The organism is Shewanella sp. GD03713, from assembly GCF_029843705.1.
Taxonomy (GTDB): Bacteria; Pseudomonadota; Gammaproteobacteria; order Enterobacterales; family Shewanellaceae; genus Shewanella.
Map to the genome: position 1 here is coordinate 1,300,613 of NZ_JAOCIW010000001.1, position 15,378 is coordinate 1,315,990.

11 protein-coding genes, 8 tRNA genes and 1 pseudogene are annotated in these 15,378 nt (G+C 46.6%); 14 read left to right on the top strand and 6 right to left on the bottom strand.

The window, feature by feature from the left end; translation table 11 throughout:
• From N5E87_RS05740 to N5E87_RS05785, 10 genes are all read left to right on the top strand, one after another.
• The gene (locus N5E87_RS05740) at positions 1-1,257 is read left to right on the top strand and encodes an aspartate kinase (RefSeq protein ID WP_279775161.1); all 1,257 of its coding nucleotides are present in this window, start codon (positions 1-3) and stop codon (positions 1,255-1,257) included.
• A gap of 118 nt (positions 1,258-1,375) precedes the next feature.
• On the top strand, positions 1,376-1,573 hold the full coding sequence (csrA, locus tag N5E87_RS05745) for a carbon storage regulator CsrA (protein WP_006082602.1): 198 nt from the start codon (positions 1,376-1,378) through the stop codon (positions 1,571-1,573).
• 203 nt (positions 1,574-1,776) lie between these two features.
• Positions 1,777-1,868 (top strand) — tRNA-Ser (locus N5E87_RS05750).
• Positions 1,869-1,886: 18 nt separating this feature from the next.
• Positions 1,887-1,963, top strand: a tRNA-Arg gene (locus N5E87_RS05755).
• Positions 1,964-1,991: 28 nt separating this feature from the next.
• Positions 1,992-2,068 (top strand) — tRNA-Arg (locus N5E87_RS05760).
• 82 nt (positions 2,069-2,150) lie between these two features.
• Positions 2,151-2,227 (top strand) — tRNA-Arg (locus N5E87_RS05765).
• A 43-nt stretch (positions 2,228-2,270) separates the two neighbouring features.
• Positions 2,271-2,347, top strand: a tRNA-Arg gene (locus N5E87_RS05770).
• A 44-nt stretch (positions 2,348-2,391) separates the two neighbouring features.
• Positions 2,392-2,468, top strand: a tRNA-Arg gene (locus N5E87_RS05775).
• A 36-nt stretch (positions 2,469-2,504) separates the two neighbouring features.
• Positions 2,505-2,596, top strand: a tRNA-Ser gene (locus N5E87_RS05780).
• A gap of 94 nt (positions 2,597-2,690) precedes the next feature.
• Positions 2,691-2,767: transfer RNA gene (locus N5E87_RS05785), tRNA-Arg, on the top strand.
• 412 nt (positions 2,768-3,179) lie between these two features.
• On the opposite strand, the gene N5E87_RS05790 is transcribed toward N5E87_RS05785, so the two are convergent.
• The 3 genes from N5E87_RS05790 to raiA all read right to left on the bottom strand — a co-directional run bounded on the left by N5E87_RS05790 (position 3,180) and on the right by raiA (position 8,067).
• On the bottom strand, positions 3,180-6,056 hold the full coding sequence (locus N5E87_RS05790; RefSeq protein ID WP_249554440.1) for a valine--tRNA ligase: 2,877 nt from the start codon (positions 6,054-6,056) through the stop codon (positions 3,180-3,182).
• A gap of 15 nt (positions 6,057-6,071) precedes the next feature.
• A complete protein-coding gene (locus N5E87_RS05795) occupies positions 6,072-6,536 on the bottom strand; it encodes a DNA polymerase III subunit chi (protein WP_011716230.1) in 465 nt (154 codons plus the stop codon).
• Between the two features lie 1,174 nt (positions 6,537-7,710).
• The gene (gene raiA / locus N5E87_RS05800; RefSeq protein ID WP_011621920.1) at positions 7,711-8,067 is read right to left on the bottom strand and encodes a ribosome-associated translation inhibitor RaiA; all 357 of its coding nucleotides are present in this window, start codon (positions 8,065-8,067) and stop codon (positions 7,711-7,713) included.
• A 297-nt stretch (positions 8,068-8,364) separates the two neighbouring features.
• Between raiA and N5E87_RS05805 the strand changes: the two genes are divergently transcribed.
• Positions 8,365-9,054: a cytochrome b/b6 domain-containing protein gene (locus N5E87_RS05805; RefSeq protein ID WP_088210800.1), complete on the top strand. Its 690-nt coding sequence runs from the start codon at positions 8,365-8,367 to the stop codon at positions 9,052-9,054.
• A gap of 65 nt (positions 9,055-9,119) precedes the next feature.
• Here N5E87_RS05805 and N5E87_RS05810 read toward each other — a convergent pair whose 3' ends face one another.
• Entirely contained in the window at positions 9,120-9,569 is a 450-nt protein-coding gene (locus N5E87_RS05810; RefSeq protein WP_011625579.1) for a cytochrome c, read from the bottom strand.
• 189 nt (positions 9,570-9,758) lie between these two features.
• Here N5E87_RS05810 and trpR point away from each other — a divergent pair, with 189 nt between their 5' ends.
• Positions 9,759-10,034: a trp operon repressor gene (gene trpR / locus N5E87_RS05815; RefSeq protein ID WP_011621923.1), complete on the top strand. Its 276-nt coding sequence runs from the start codon at positions 9,759-9,761 to the stop codon at positions 10,032-10,034.
• A 30-nt stretch (positions 10,035-10,064) separates the two neighbouring features.
• Here trpR and N5E87_RS05820 read toward each other — a convergent pair.
• Both N5E87_RS05820 and slyD read right to left on the bottom strand, forming a co-directional pair.
• Positions 10,065-10,443, bottom strand: a pseudogene (locus N5E87_RS05820) (hypothetical protein).
• A gap of 192 nt (positions 10,444-10,635) precedes the next feature.
• Entirely contained in the window at positions 10,636-11,298 is a 663-nt protein-coding gene (gene slyD / locus N5E87_RS05825) for a peptidylprolyl isomerase (RefSeq protein ID WP_279767419.1), read from the bottom strand.
• A 642-nt stretch (positions 11,299-11,940) separates the two neighbouring features.
• Here slyD and thrA point away from each other — a divergent pair.
• Together thrA and thrB are read left to right on the top strand one after the other, a co-directional pair.
• Positions 11,941-14,409 carry a bifunctional aspartate kinase/homoserine dehydrogenase I gene (gene thrA, locus N5E87_RS05830; protein WP_279775163.1) on the top strand — a complete coding sequence of 823 codons (2,469 nt, stop codon included), beginning with the start codon at positions 11,941-11,943 and terminating at the stop codon, positions 14,407-14,409.
• Entirely contained in the window at positions 14,406-15,344 is a 939-nt protein-coding gene (thrB, locus tag N5E87_RS05835) for a homoserine kinase (protein ID WP_279775164.1), read from the top strand. Before thrA ends, thrB begins: the two co-directional genes overlap by 4 nt.
• The last annotated feature ends 34 nt before the right edge of the window (positions 15,345-15,378 follow it).

Here is a 15,378-nt window from a genome sequence, read left to right on the forward strand (position 1 = left end):
GTGCTCGAAAAACGAAAGCTTAGTGGTAGCAAGCTTTTTGTGAAGAAGTTTGGTGGCACTTCGGTGGGTTCGATTGAACGCATCGAAGTGGTTGCCGAGCAAATTGCAAAGTCCGCTCACAATGGTGAGCTGCAGGTCTTGGTGCTTTCTGCGATGGCAGGGGAGACCAACAGACTATTTGCGCTTGCGGCGCAAATCGATCCCCGCGCGAGTGCGCGGGAACTCGATATGCTGGTATCGACGGGAGAGCAAATCAGTATTGCGTTAATGGCGATGGCGTTACAACGTCGCGGCATAAACGCGAGATCCCTGACTGGCGATCAAGTCCAAATTCATACAAACAGTCAGTTTGGTCGGGCGAGTATTGAGTGTGTCGATACGGCATACTTAACCTCTTTGCTAAACGATGGCATTGTGCCGATTGTGGCTGGTTTTCAAGGTATTGATCCCAATGGTGATGTAACAACCCTAGGGCGCGGTGGTTCTGATACTACGGCAGTGGCACTCGCTGCGGCGTTAAAAGCCGATGAATGCCAAATCTTTACCGATGTACCCGGTGTATTTACGACCGATCCGAATATCGATAGTAGTGCCAGACGCCTCGATGTGATTGGTTTTGATGTGATGCTAGAAATGGCAAAACTCGGCGCCAAGGTGTTGCATCCCGACTCGGTTGAATACGCACAACGTTTTAAAGTGCCACTGCGTGTATTGTCGAGCTTTGAGGCTGGCCATGGGACATTGATCCAATTTGGTGATGAATCAGAGCTGGCGATGGCCGCATCCGTGCAAGGTATTGCAATTAATAAGGCGCTCGCGACCTTAACCATCGAGGGTTTATTTACTAGCAGTGAGCATTATCAAGCCCTATTAGCCTGCTTGGCACGGCTTGAGATTGATGTTGAGTTTATTACCCCGCTCAAGCTCAATGAAACCTCAGCAGCCGAATGTGTCAGTTTTATGCTGGCCGAAGCCAAGGTCGATATTTTATTGCATGAGCTAGAGCTTTTAAGCGAAAGTCTTGATCTAGGCCAATTGATTGTTGAGCGTCAACGTGCAAAAGTGTCTTTAGTTGGCAAAGGTTTACAGGCAAAAGTTGGATTATTGACTAAGATGTTAGATGTATTGGGTAATGAAACAATCCATGCTAAGTTACTTTCGACATCGGAGAGTAAATTGTCAACTGTGATCGATGAAAGGGACTTACACAAGGCGGTTCGAGCGTTGCATCACGCCTTCGAGCTAAATAAGGTGTAATTAAATAACTGTTTGAGTATTGAATACTATTAATTTGTACTCAGCTGACCCTATAATATGCCCATCTACCGGATGAGTGCCGTGTGTAAGCTGAATTAAGACATAAAGGAGCTATCGAATGCTGATTTTGACTCGTCGTGTTGGCGAAACACTGATGATTGGTGATGAAGTCACAGTTACAGTGCTAGGGGTAAAAGGCAATCAAGTGCGTATTGGTGTTAATGCACCGAAAGAGGTTTCTGTCCACCGTGAAGAAATCTATCAACGCATTCAATCTGAAAAATCAGGTACACCTTCAGAAGGTGGTAACTTTTAATACGGCGCTTAGGCGAGTATTAGCGACATAGAAGAGTCAGTTTTTTAACTGGCTTTTTTATTTTTTGAACCGAAAGATTGGCGCAAATCAACACATTGGATGGATATAACAGCAATGTGATTAAAAACGCTTCAAACAGAAGTTGTTTCAGAAAAAGGGTTTGACTTATTTTCGTCAAACAGTAATATGTGCGCCAAGAAAACGGAGAGGTGGCCGAGTGGCCGAAGGCGCTCCCCTGCTAAGGGAGTATGGGCTTTATCTCCCATCGAGGGTTCGAATCCCTCCTTCTCCGCCATTTCTTACCGATAAAATTGCGCGTGTAGCTCAGCTGGATAGAGTACCTGGCTACGAACCAGGCGGTCGGAGGTTCGAATCCTTCCACGCGCACCATTTTATTGAAGCAAGATAGATACAAGTCGCGCATGTAGCTCAGCTGGATAGAGTACCTGGCTACGAACCAGGCGGTCGGAGGTTCGACTCCTTCCATGCGCACCATCTCTGCATTAGTTATGTTTAACTCATCAGGTTTGAATTTCAGACGAAATTTTGTAATTAGTGCTTCAAGTAAGTGTTTTAAGCGCGTGTAGCTCAGCTGGATAGAGTACCTGGCTACGAACCAGGCGGTCGGAGGTTCGAATCCTTCCACGCGCACCATATTCAATCTCAATGCGAATGTGTTGAGATAACAGTTAAAAATGCGCATGTAGCTCAGCTGGATAGAGTACCTGGCTACGAACCAGGCGGTCGGAGGTTCGACTCCTTCCATGCGCACCAATTCGCCGACAGAGCTTTAGCTTTGTTAGCAAAACGCAAAAATCGCGCGTGTAGCTCAGCTGGATAGAGTACCTGGCTACGAACCAGGCGGTCGGAGGTTCGAATCCTTCCACGCGCACCATTTTAGTAAGCATTAGCTTACAAATGCAGATTTTTCGGAGAGGTGGCCGAGTGGCCGAAGGCGCTCCCCTGCTAAGGGAGTATGGGCTTTATCTCCCATCGAGGGTTCGAATCCCTCCTTCTCCGCCATTCTATTCCTAGTGAATAGATTTAATTTGCGAGACTTAAGTGCTTCTTCTAGACTCAAGTCTATCGGTAAGGTGGCAACTTACCCAGTATTTAAGCGCGTGTAGCTCAGCTGGATAGAGTACCTGGCTACGAACCAGGCGGTCGGAGGTTCGAATCCTTCCACGCGCACCATCTACTTAGTTAGATTTAGATAAGCCCTGCAAGCAATTGCAGGGCTTTTTTAATGGAATTTTTCTGCTTAATTTCGCATTAATCCTTATCTCTTCCCGTGCTTTATAATCTTGATAATCCGCCTCTTATGCCACGTTATGCTTGTTTGAATACCTATGCCTTAAGCGATGATGTTTTCGCGCTGGCTTACTGTTTAGCGCCTGATAAAGAGATAGCTGTAAGGGTTATCTTGACTCGCAAGCTGAGCGGTAAAAGAGACGAAGAGATAAGCATGGAACAAGGGATTGATGAGTGACATTGCGTCTTAGGGTGAGTCCTGAGAGAGGTTTGCAGAGTGTAACGCTATTTAGGACGGGTCAGGGGAAATAAAAAGGGCTGTAAAATACAGCCCTTTTTAGCGTAGATGTCGTGATTAGGCTTCTAGCTTAGCAAACTCGGCTTTTTGCTCTTTTAGTTTGTCCATATCACGGCTCAGATCGGCCATCTTGGCGCGTTCTTTATCAATGACGGCTGGCGGTGCTTTCGCCACGAAGCCTTCATTCGATAATTTACCTTCGATACGAGCAATCTCTTGAGTCAGCTTCTCAAGCTGCTTGTCGATGCGAGCCATTTCAGCCGCGACATCCACCAGACCTGCCATCGGAATCAATAATTCCATTTCGCCAATCAGACCTGTGGTCGACATAGGCGCTGTTTCACCTTCGCCAAGAATCGTCATGCTCTCTAAGCGCGCAAGCGTTGTAAAGAAGGCTTGGTTCGCTTCAACACGGGCTTGATCTTGGGCACTCACGCCACGCAGTAGGGCATTTAATGGCTTAGAAGGCGCAATATTGAGTTCGGCACGGATATTACGTACTGCAACAATCACTTGCTTAACCCACTCGAGATCGGCCATCGCGGTCGCATCTACTTTGGCTGCATCGTAGCTTGGGAATGGTGCCAGCATGATGGTGTCGCCTTGAGCGCCTGTCAGTGGTTTAACGCGTTGCCAGATGGTTTCAGTGATGTATGGCATCATAGGGTGCATCAGACGTTGCATCGCCTCTAACACATTGACCAGCGTATGGCGGGTGCCACGCATTTGCGCTTCATTGCCGTTTTGCAGTACGGGTTTAGTTAACTCTAAATACCAATCGCAGAACTGGTTCCAAGTGAACTCGTACAGTGTGTTCGCTGCAAGGTCGAAGCGGTAGTTTGCCATGTGGTCGTCGCAGGTTTTCACGGTTTGGTTGAATAAACCGATAATCCAGCGATCTGCCAGTGACAATTCCATCTCACCGCCTTGGTAATCCGGTGAGTTCGGGCCGCAATCTTGGCCTTCGGTATTCATCAGCACGTAACGTGATGCGTTCCAAAGCTTGTTACAGAAGCTGCGGTAACCGTCTAAACGCTTCATGTCCCAGTTGATATCACGGCCAGTTGAGGCCATTGCCGCTAGGGTAAAGCGCAGGGCATCGGTACCGTGGGCTTCGATGCCATTTTCAAATTCTTTACGGGTGCTCTTTTCGATCTTGGCGGCGAGTTGAGGTTGCATCATGTTGCCAGTGCGTTTTTCAACTAGGGCTTCTAGATCGATACCGTCAATCATATCCAATGGGTCAAGTACGTTGCCCTTAGATTTTGACATCTTGTTACCCGCTTCATCGCGGATAAGGCCTGTCACATAAACGGTTTTAAATGGCACCTGTGGCTTACCGTCTTCATCTTTGATGAAGTGCATGGTCATCATGATCATACGGGCAACCCAGAAGAAGATGATGTCAAAACCCGTCACCAACACGTCGGTCGGGTGGAAGGTTTTTAAATCTTCAACATTGTCAGGCCAGCCTAAGGTTGAGAATGTCCACAGGGCAGAGCTGAACCAGGTATCTAGTACGTCTTCATCTTGGCGCAGGGCGATTGCATCATCGATATTGTGCTTAGCACGCACTTCAGCTTCGTTACGGCCAACATACACCTTACCGTTCGCATCGTACCAAGCGGGGATGCGGTGACCCCACCATAATTGGCGAGAGATACACCAATCTTGAATGTCGCGCATCCAAGAGAAGTACATGTTTTCGTACTGCTGCGGCACAAATTTAATGTCGCCATTTTCAACGGCTTCGATAGCGGTTTTCGCCATAGGTGCAACGGCGACGTACCATTGGTCGGTCAGCATAGGTTCGATTACTACGCCAGAGCGGTCACCGTAGGGCACTTTTAGGCCGTGTGGCGCGATTTTTTCGAGCAGACCTAAGGTTTCAAATTCGGCCACGATAGCATCACGAGCTTTGAAACGATCAAGGCCTGCGAAACGCTCTGGCAGGCTACCATCTAAGCTAGTGTTGATGGTGCCATCGGTATTGACGACTTCAGCGGATGCACGAATGGCTGCATCTAAGGTCAACACGTTGAACATAGGAAGTTTGTGACGTTTACCGACTTCATAGTCGTTAAAGTCGTGGGCAGGAGTGATCTTCACACAGCCTGTGCCAAACTCCATGTCTACATAGTCATCGGCAACGATAGGGATGCGACGATTAACAATTGGCAGCAGAATAAATTTGCCGATCAGCGCTTGATAACGCTCATCGTCTGGATGAACAGCAACTGCGCTATCGCCCAGCATAGTTTCTGGACGCGTGGTGGCGACTTCGAGGTAATCTTTACCGTCGGCAGTCAGCTCGCCATCGGCTAATGGATAACGCAGATGCCACATGTGGCCTTGCTTTTCTTTGTTTTCCACTTCGAGATCAGAAATCGCGGTATGTAGTTTAGGATCCCAGTTCACTAAACGTTTACCACGGTAAATCAAATCATCTTCATAGAGACGGACAAACACTTCTTGTACGGCTTTAGACAAGCCTTCGTCCATAGTGAAGCGCTCACGGTCCCAATCCACTGAGGCGCCCATACGACGCAGCTGCTTAGTGATGGTGCCGCCAGATTGCGCTTTCCATTCCCATACTTTTTCCATAAAAGCATCGCGGCCAAGGTCATGGCGGCTCTTGCCTTCTTCGGCTTCAAGCTTACGCTCAACCAGCATTTGAGTCGCAATACCCGCATGGTCAGTACCGACTTGCCACAGGGTGTTTTTACCCTTCATACGTTGGTAGCGGATCAGTGTATCCATGATGGTATCTTGGAAAGCGTGGCCCATGTGCAAGCTGCCCGTCACGTTAGGTGGCGGGATCATGATGCAATAGTTGCCTTGTGAGGCATCGCCGTGGGGCTTAAAGTAACCTTGCTCTTCCCAGTTTTGGTAAAGAGTCTGCTCAATGGACTGAGGATCGTATGTTTTTTCCATGGGAACGTATCTGTCTCAAGCTAAATTAAGTGGATGTGTTGCTAAATTTTGGGTTGTTAATTCAATCCCTAAGCCACGATATTGGCGGTAGCGTTCACGTGCTATCGCTTTATGTTGGTCGTCATTAGCCACAAAATCGAAGATTTGACCAAAGTTTACCGCAAACGGAGGTACTTGGTCTGCAAGATTAATCAGAAGTTGGCGACTTTTGTTTGGGCCGAGTCTGTCAAAACCGATTTCAACGGGTGAGCCTGTGGTGGGGCCTTCACCTTTGAGGTTATGGGGGACAAATGCACTGGGTTCAAACTGCCATAGTAACTCGTCGATTTCGAAGGCGATGTTCTTGTCCTGACAGTGAATATAGACCTGCTGCTGGTTTATAAATCCCTGTTGGGCTAGACGGCAAGCCAATTGATACATGTCATTAAGGGCCGTGTTCACGCCCATCGGCGGCAGTAAATAAAACAGCGCTTGAGTCATGATTTCAATGCCTTGCTTAAAGTTATAGACGAACGGGTAAGTCTACACTAAAACTCAAGCGGGGTTAACGTTTAGCTTCGGGGTTTTTCGCGGGAGATTGAGCAGCGGGGACAGGGGTTGGCTTAAGCCGTTACTGTGCCAAATGTGCACAGCTTAAGTACTCGCTTAAGGCTAAGACTAATGGTTAAACGACTATGGGTTTTCGGGATATAAAAGCAAAGCGCACCCGAAGGTGCGCTGGTTGAAAGACTGGTCAAACAAACTATTCCTCCTAGGTTATTGAGCATTGTTATTAAAGGATTTATTGACGTTTTGTGAATAAACAACACATATTGCATTAGATTTTGTTTATTCAGCAGGTTAACTCACTTTCAACTTACAATTTTAACTTACATTTTCACTTACGATTACACTACAGAATATAAATAAAGGAATCTGGCTGATATTAGTACTCAAAAAGGTACTGGGTATTTTGCTGTTAAGCAGCTCGCCTTGTTCCGTGTTATCTAAATTCTTTTTTACTCACTATTTGTAATATGCCCACTTGCTCATATTACCGATAACGCTATTAACCTCCTCATATTGTTTGACTGTTAAGAAGCTAATTCACCTAAAGTGGTCTTTCATGGTAGCTATGTGGCTCTATTGCTGACGTCCTCCTCTTGATTGTTACATTTGGGCTCAAAGAGTGTGTAAGACTAAAATTGGCAATATGATGTAGTAGGTTACTCCTTTATGATCGACTCGTGTGTTAACACCCTTTTAGTGCGTTTGTCGTTAGTTGCTGGTCATCGGTCTCTATTTTTTAGTAACCTCGCATCTCATTTGATCATCAGAGGGAAAACGCATAAATATTACTGCTTGGCGTTACTTAATTTATGTGACTGTCTTAATGTAACTGCCTTAATGTAACTGCCTGTGTCACTATTTTTGAGTATGAGTTTTGTGTGGCGGCGTACTCCTTCTTATGGTGATATTTAACGCTTTTAAGTTGAAATTCACATCACTTCGATTCTGCTGTCACTTAGTAAAGTGTAGTAGTTATTTAAAGGTTCACACTCTTTTTACTGACCATTAGGATGGTCTATCAAACTTTTGCTAAAAATGTGACCTATTAAACCTTATCTACTTTATGCTCTCGAAGTGATGTGGTCTCGCACTAACATCGAGTAACTTAAGCTGCATCTTCCTCCTCGTAATCATCCTCGACATTAACAGCGTCTTCGGGATGAGCAATGGATGCGAAACGTTGTGCTTCAGGTTTATGGGTTAATCGATTGAGTTGTTTCTCTAATTTTTGACCCATGGCCGTAATGGCTGCATAAAGATTGTCGTGTTTTGCTTGAGCAAAAAGTTCTCCATTTGGGATGCCAACCGATGCTTCAATTTTGAAACCAGGTTTCTCCTCTGTGATGATGACATGGGGATTAATCAACTGCACATCGTGCCTAGAAAGTTTGTCAAAACGGCTTTCAATGCGTTCACGGATTGGGGCAGTGACTTCTAGTTGTTTGCTCGTAATCTTTAGCATATGTTGCACCTTCTATTTGTTTCCTTCGATTTCAGATTACCAATCTACACCCTTAAAAACGAGATCTAAATCACATTTTTTACCCCGTTCAGTTCTGTTCGTTGGTTATTTGATCGCTTAGACAAATCTCGAGGATTCTTGGTCGAAAAGGCTTGAATTGGTTATCGGAACAGGCCATATTTGATGGGATAACTACGCAGTCTTTCCCATCATTTACCTATCTTTACTTTAAGTTTTTCATTAGATCCCGATAAAATACCTTCACTTATTTCATTGCTCAGTCGAGTGGCAGGTATTATGGAAACCGAACATATCAAAGTTAAAGTCTGGGATTTACCCACACGCTTTTTTCACTGGGGCATGGTGGCCCTCATGGCCTTACTCTGGTGGAGTGCCGAAGTGGGCGAAATGCAATGGCACCAGATCTTTGCTTATAGTTTGTTGATTTTGATTGGCTTTCGGCTTTTATGGGGCTTGATTGGCAGTGATACTGCGAGGTTTAGTCACTTCGTGCATCATCCCAAGGTGGTGTTTGAATATTTGAAAGATGTTCGCGCAAAGGGCGTGTCAGTGGTTTTAGGGCATAACCCGATGGGCGGTTATATGGTGATTGTGTTGATTGCCATTATTAGCTTACAGCTAATCACTGGACTCTTTGCTACCGATGATGTGTTTACCGAAGGTCCACTGTACCGCTATGTGAGTGCTGATACTGCTTCGTTTCTCACTTGGTTGCATAAAATGAATTTCAACCTCATCTTAGCCTTGAGTGCCGTGCATGTGTTGGCTGTCGTTGTACACGCGCTTAAAGGTGACAAATTAGTGGGAGCCATGCTCAGCGGTTATAAACGGGTGTCTAAGGTTGAGCACGCCGAATCTGAAACTCAGTTGGTGTTTAAATCACACTGGTTGGCCTTAATCGTGCTGTTAATCATCGCTGGAGTGGTGTTTACCTATTTGATGTGGCCCATAGTACAAGTGCTCTAGCCAATGCTGAACATAAAAAAAGCCTGCATGTAGCAGGCTTTTTTATTAGACATTACAACGCGTAATTAGTCTTTTTTGTACACGTCGTGACAGCCTTTACAGCTCTTGCCAGTGTTCATAAAGGCTTGCTTGATTTCAGCTTGGTCACCTTTTTGAGCCACAGTCGCTAAAATAGCGGCATTTTCTTGGAAGGTTTTCATCTTAGCGTCGAAGTCAGCCTTATCTTGCCATACTTTGGCTAGCGCTTCGGTATCGCCTTTATCTGAACCTTCAATAAAGCCTTCGAAAGGAATGTGCGAAAGAGCGGCAACATTGTTGGCGCGCATTGCGAAGGTTTCAGCTTCGAAAGGTTTCTTGCCTTTCATCATTGCGCCCATATCGCCAAAGTTATAAGCAATCAGGCCAAATGCAGATTGGCGATATTCAATCGCGTCTTTCGCATCTTCAAAATTGTGTGCTTGTGCAGTTGAAGCCAATAAGGTACCGGCAACGAGAGTCAGGAGTAATTTTTTCATCGTATTCTCACAAATTAGCGTCGAAGTGTGACATTGCGCTCCTATTGTACACAAATTAACTCAATGTACTAGAAGCATTTTTGTCAGTTTTTGTCTAGGCAGGAGGGATAAACGTAACAAGTTATTTGTTGGTTGAGTAAATCTGCTAAACTGCCGTTGTAATGCTTAAACAATGCTACTGGGGCGATTATGCGAGCCAATTGGGACTTAGTTTTAGAGAAAATATTGAGCCATGGAAACTATGAAGAACTCTCAGTGTTGTTCCATTTATTGCTGACAGAAGAAGAGCGCAGTGCGATCGCGGGACGATTAAAGGTATTTCAATTATTACTCGATGGTGAGATGAGCCAGCGGCAAATCGCGGCGGAATACGAGGTCAGCATCGCCACGATTACACGCTGTTCAAACTATTTAAAGAATATGGCACCCAGCCATAGAGAAAAAATTCAACAGCTCATCAAATAAGGTCGCCGTGATGTCTTTATCTTTAATTGCTTAAAACACTGGGGTGACAGGCAACTTATGACGACGATAAAGCGTACGTCTTACCAGAATGTAGAAGCTGTAGCTTAAGAGTAATATGGCTAATAAATGGGTAAAACTTTTCGGGTAAAAACTTAAAGATCGACAATGCACCGAGCAAGTATAGGAAGGGTAATAGGTCATAAATCATCTTAGGGATCCCGCCTGATTTACTACGTTTGATAGGGTCGGTACGACGGTTTTGGGAGCGCATAGTGTAAATTCTTGCGCCAAGCACAAAGATGACTGCTGCAGCAATCAAAGCATAATTGGGGTCGAGCAGCATAAAGCTTGCGATGCCTAATGCCATATAACCATAAGGTAAAGCTTCATATACCGGTTTTGTTAACATATGCACTCCGTCGCATGATATCGAAATAGGTTTAAAACCCTAATATTCCAGTTAAAAATGCTGAATCTATCTAAAACTTCCGTGTTTACCTTTAGATTATAAACATTTGTTGATAAAAAAAGCACCTCCTTATGTAAGGAAGTGCTTCATTATCTTGCTCGGGTTAGTGAGCTTTACGCGTTACGACCTCGATTAGCCGCGGCAACCGCAACCGCCATTGCCATCACAACCTGTTTTGGGTGTGTCGCACGCTTCATGATCGTGGTCATGGTGATGATGACCATGATCATCAGAACCGCCACAACAGCCACCCGCATCTTGGCTTGAACCACCACAGCATCCGCCGCCGTGGTCATGATCATGGCTGTGTCCATGGCTACCACATCCGCCGTGGGCATGGATATGGCCATGGGCAACTTCTTCTGCAGTTGCAGCGCGAACATCGATAATTTCAATGTTGAAGCTCAGAGCTTGGCCCGCTAAAGGATGGTTGCCATCAACGATGACCACATCATCTTTGACTTCGACAACTTGCACTGGGCGTTGACCCATTTCTGTCTCGGCAATAAAGCGCATACCAGGAACGATATCTTCGATATCACCGAATGCTTCTAATGGCACAGCTTGACGCAGACCATCGTGGTAAGGACCGTAGGCTTCTTCGGCACTAATAGTCACATCCAGTGTTTCGCCCTTGGTTTTACCTTCTAATGCAGCTTCTAATCCTGGGATCAGGTTTTCTGCACCGTGCAGATAGAGCATAGGTTCGGCATCAAAAGAGTCTTCTAAAAGTCTGCCGTCTTGATCTGATAAACGGTAATGAATGGTTACCGCGCTGTGTTGGGTGATCTTCATATCGCCTCCGGTTCGGAATGTGCGCGCATAATAACGTGCTTTTGGGGCGCTGGCGATAATTTGAAGTTGCTTATGTTAGATATCGCACAGCTTTTTGTTGGCGTGATGAACAGCCATTTGGAGAGAAATTTACGCCAAATTGTTGATGGATATCGCTTGTGGTTTGTTGGCCTCGAAAGTGGGTTTACATAGCCTAATCTAAAGGCATTACGACATGCTTGATATAATTGATTGAATTTAAATGTTTAAAAATAGATGTATTTGTGCAGCATTACGTTTACGTCAACAGTTTTCTATTGATGAAATCGCATTTTTACCCTAGGAAAACTTGATATTAATGAATGTTAAGAGGCGAATTTGAGGCTGTGAAAGATTTGTTCATAAATAATCCAGTTAGGGGGTTGACAAGGCTAGGTGAAAAAGGCAATTCTGTTTTACATCACATTGACATGGATTAGCCCAAACGTATGCATAGCCTAGGTTTTGTAGTAATTACCATTATTACAACCACCACTACAACCAGAGTGGGGGCGGGCTGATACACCCTAAAGAATTTTAACGACGAGCCCGCTTCCCACAAAGAAGCGGGCTTTTTTGTTTCTAGCTTATGTTTCTTAGTCGGGCGCGGTACAGGAGATCAAGATGAAAGTAATGAAATTTGGTGGTACCTCGCTTGCAAATTGGCAGCGATTTTCAATGGCGGCGGATATCGTGGCCAAGGCGGCGAAAGCAGAACCTGTGGCTACAGTGCTCTCTGCGCCCGCGACAGTGACAAACGCCTTGCTAGAAATGGTGGATGTGGCGGTAAAAGGGGAAGATTATTCGCCAGTCATTCAACACGTTGAGCGGGTGTTTACTTCGCTCTATCAGGATGCGGTCAGTTCTGGACTCTCGAGCAGTCAAAGCGAAGTGTTGTTCGCCGGACTGAGTGCGCAGCTTGCACGTTGGCAGGACAGATTACGCGGTATTACGCTGCTGCAGGAATGCCCTGACGGGGTGCGCGCCGAAATCGTTGTTGCTGGCGAGCGTTTGTCTGCTGCTTTGATGGAGCAAGTCATGCTGGCAAAAGGTATTACTTCATCGCAGCTAGACCCACGTGAGTTGTTTTTAGGCCGTGGTCGTCCGCTCGAGTCCGTGGTGGATATTGCCGTCAGTAAACCGCGATTCAAAAATCTTGCCCTCGATGAAAAACGGGTTTGGGTGATGCCCGGCTTTACTGCCGCCGATGAAGACGGCAAGGTCGTGACCTTAGGCCGTAACGGCTCTGACTATTCCGCAGCCGTGCTGGCCGCTTGTTTAGATGCTTCAAGTTGTGAGATTTGGACCGACGTTGACGGCATATACAACACCGATCCTCGGGTTGTCACCGATGCTAAATTGTTGTCACAGCTCAGTTATCAAGAGGCGATGGAGCTGTCTTATTTTGGGGCTAAGGTGCTGCATCCTAAAACCATTGCGCCTATCGCTCAGTTTCATATTCCCTGTTATATCAAAAACAGTTTTAACCCCGATGCGCCTGGCACTCTGGTATCGAATCAGGCCGATGAAAGCGGTCTGCAGGTGAAGGCAATTTCTAATCTGGATAATCAAACCATGTTTGATGTATCAGGCCCAGGCATGAAGGGCATGGTCGGCATGGCGAGCCGCACGCTGGCGGCAATTTCCCGTAGTGGCGTTTCCGTGTCACTCATCACCCAGAGTTCTTGCGAATACAGCATCAGCTTTTGTGTGGCGACTAGCGATGCGGCCAAGGTGAAATCGGCGCTGGAGCAAGAGTTTGAACTAGAAATCAAAAGTGACTTACTCGAGCCGATTGAAATGCGCCATGACTTAGCAATCGTCTCCTTGATCGGTGATGGCATGCGTACCCATAAAGGTGTGGCGGCGAGGTTTTTCCAAGCGTTAGCGCAGGCGAGTGTGAATATCATCGCGATTGCGCAAGGCTCTTCTGAACGTTCTATTTCAACGGTAATCGAGCAGCGAAAGACCAAGCATGCGGTAGCGGCTTGTCATCAAGGCTTTTTCGATGTGCAGCAATATTTGGATGTGTTTTTAGTGGGTTGCGGCAATGTTGGTGCAGGCTTACTCGAGCAAATCAAACATCAGGCGAGCGTGTTAAAAGAACAGCACATTAGCATTCGTGTCTGCGGCATCGTGAATTCAAGCAAGATGTTACTCGATAGCGCGGGTATCGATTTAAACAATTGGCAAAACCTGCTTGCCGACAGTCAGCAGCCAAGCGATCTGCCTGCGCTATTGGCTTGGGTGAAAGAGCAACAGTTATTAAACCCTGTGCTGGTGGATTGTACTTCAAGCGAGCAAGTGTCGAACCAGTATTTAGAGGTGATGAATGCGGGCATGCACGTGGTGACGCCAAATAAGAAGGCCAATACTCGAGACTACGCTTACTACCAAGCACTGCGTCAAACAGCCTTGAAACAACGTCGTCAGTTCTTGTATGAGACCAACGTTGGCGCCGGATTGCCCGTTATCGATAATTTGAAAAAACTGTTATTTGCTGGCGATAAGTTACACAAGTTTAACGGTATTTTGTCAGGCTCCTTATCCTTTATCTTCGGTAAACTCGATGAGGGTATGACGCTGTCAGAAGCGACTAAACTGGCGCGGGAAAAATGCTTTACCGAGCCCGATCCCCGTGATGATTTAAGTGGTATGGATGTGGCGCGTAAAGTGCTGATTTTGGCCCGTGAAGTGGGTTTGAAACTTGAGCTAAGCGATATCGTTGTCGACTCAGTCTTACCTGACGATTTTGATGATTCAGGCGATGTGGAAAGTTTTATGGCGCGTTTAACCGAGGCAGATGCGGCGATTGCGGCGCGAGTGGCAGAGGCGAAAGCGCAGGGTAAAGTGCTGCGTTATGTGGGGCAGATTGAAGAAGGCGCGTGTTATGTGCGTATCACCGAAGTCGATGCTACCGATCCGCTCTACAGCGTAAAAGGTGGTGAAAATGCCCTGGCATTCTACAGCCGTTATTATCAGCCGATTCCTTTTGTATTACGTGGATACGGTGCGGGTACAGAAGTGACAGCGGCCGGCGCCTTTGCCGATGTATTAAGAACCTTAAATTGGACTCGTGAGGTGAGTGTATGAGTTTGACCGTTTACGCTCCCGCCTCTATGGGTAATGTGGGTGTGGGCTTTGATTTATTGGGCGCAGCACTTGCGCCCATCGATGGCAGTTTACTAGGCGATAGAGTCACTATTGCGGCGGCGGATGCGGGGGTGAGCCTCACTCAAGTGGGAGCTTGGGCGCATAAGTTACCCAGCAATCCTGAGGAGAATATCGTCCATCAATGTGCGGTGTTTTTCTTAAAAGCCCTTGGGAAAGAAAACCAAGGCGTGGCATTAACCCTAGAAAAAAACTTGCCCGTCGGCAGTGGCTTAGGTTCGAGCGCCAGTTCTGTGGTTGCAGCGCTTTACGCGCTTAACGAGCATTTTGAGCGTCCATACGATAAGCAAGCGCTTCTCGAACTCATGGGCGAGTTTGAGGGCAAGATCAGCGGTAGCGTGCATTACGACAACGTCGCGCCCTGTTATTTAGGCGGCATGCAGCTGATGCTCAATGTGCCTGGTGCTATCTGTGAGTCGATTCCCAGTTTTAAACAATGGTATTGGGTGGTGGCGTATCCTGGGATTTCACTCTCAACGGCAATGATGCGTAAACTCATGCCAGAACAATATGATAAGTCCGTGGCCATCGATTTTGGGCGTTATTTGAGTGCCTTTGTACACGCTTCTTATCAGCAAAACGCCAAGCTTGCGATTCAAGTCTTGAAGGATGTGTTGGCCGAACCTTACCGCGCGGCGGCGATACCGGGTTATGACAATGCTAGGGCGGCGCTGGCCGAATTAGGCATGTTAACCACTGGCATCTCCGGCAGTGGGCCAACGCTGTTTTCGGTAACAGACGATCTTGCGACCGCTAACGCCGCCAAGGCGTGGTTAGAGGCTCATTATCTGACTGAAGCGGGGGGCTTTGCCCATGTGTGCCGCCTCGATGAGCAAGGTACGCGCCGAGTCGATTAATTTTCTTACTTTTAAAAGCATTAAGCCCAAGCCT

Excerpts from the sequence above, each read along its gene's own strand:
- thrA (WP_279775163.1), top strand. The coding sequence starts at position 11,941 with ATGAAAGTAATGAAATTTGGTGGTACCTCGCTTGCAAATTGGCAGCGA.
- N5E87_RS05790 (WP_249554440.1), bottom strand. The coding sequence starts at position 6,056 with ATGGAAAAAACATACGATCCTCAGTCCATTGAGCAGACTCTTTACCAA.
- N5E87_RS05805 (WP_088210800.1), top strand. The coding sequence starts at position 8,365 with ATGGAAACCGAACATATCAAAGTTAAAGTCTGGGATTTACCCACACGC.
- N5E87_RS05795 (WP_011716230.1), bottom strand. The coding sequence starts at position 6,536 with ATGACTCAAGCGCTGTTTTATTTACTGCCGCCGATGGGCGTGAACACG.
- csrA (WP_006082602.1), top strand. The coding sequence starts at position 1,376 with ATGCTGATTTTGACTCGTCGTGTTGGCGAAACACTGATGATTGGTGAT.
- N5E87_RS05810 (WP_011625579.1), bottom strand. The coding sequence starts at position 9,569 with ATGAAAAAATTACTCCTGACTCTCGTTGCCGGTACCTTATTGGCTTCA.
- raiA (WP_011621920.1), bottom strand. The coding sequence starts at position 8,067 with ATGCTAAAGATTACGAGCAAACAACTAGAAGTCACTGCCCCAATCCGT.
- trpR (WP_011621923.1), top strand. The coding sequence starts at position 9,759 with ATGCGAGCCAATTGGGACTTAGTTTTAGAGAAAATATTGAGCCATGGA.
- slyD (WP_279767419.1), bottom strand. The coding sequence starts at position 11,298 with ATGAAGATCACCCAACACAGCGCGGTAACCATTCATTACCGTTTATCA.
- thrB (WP_279775164.1), top strand. The coding sequence starts at position 14,406 with ATGAGTTTGACCGTTTACGCTCCCGCCTCTATGGGTAATGTGGGTGTG.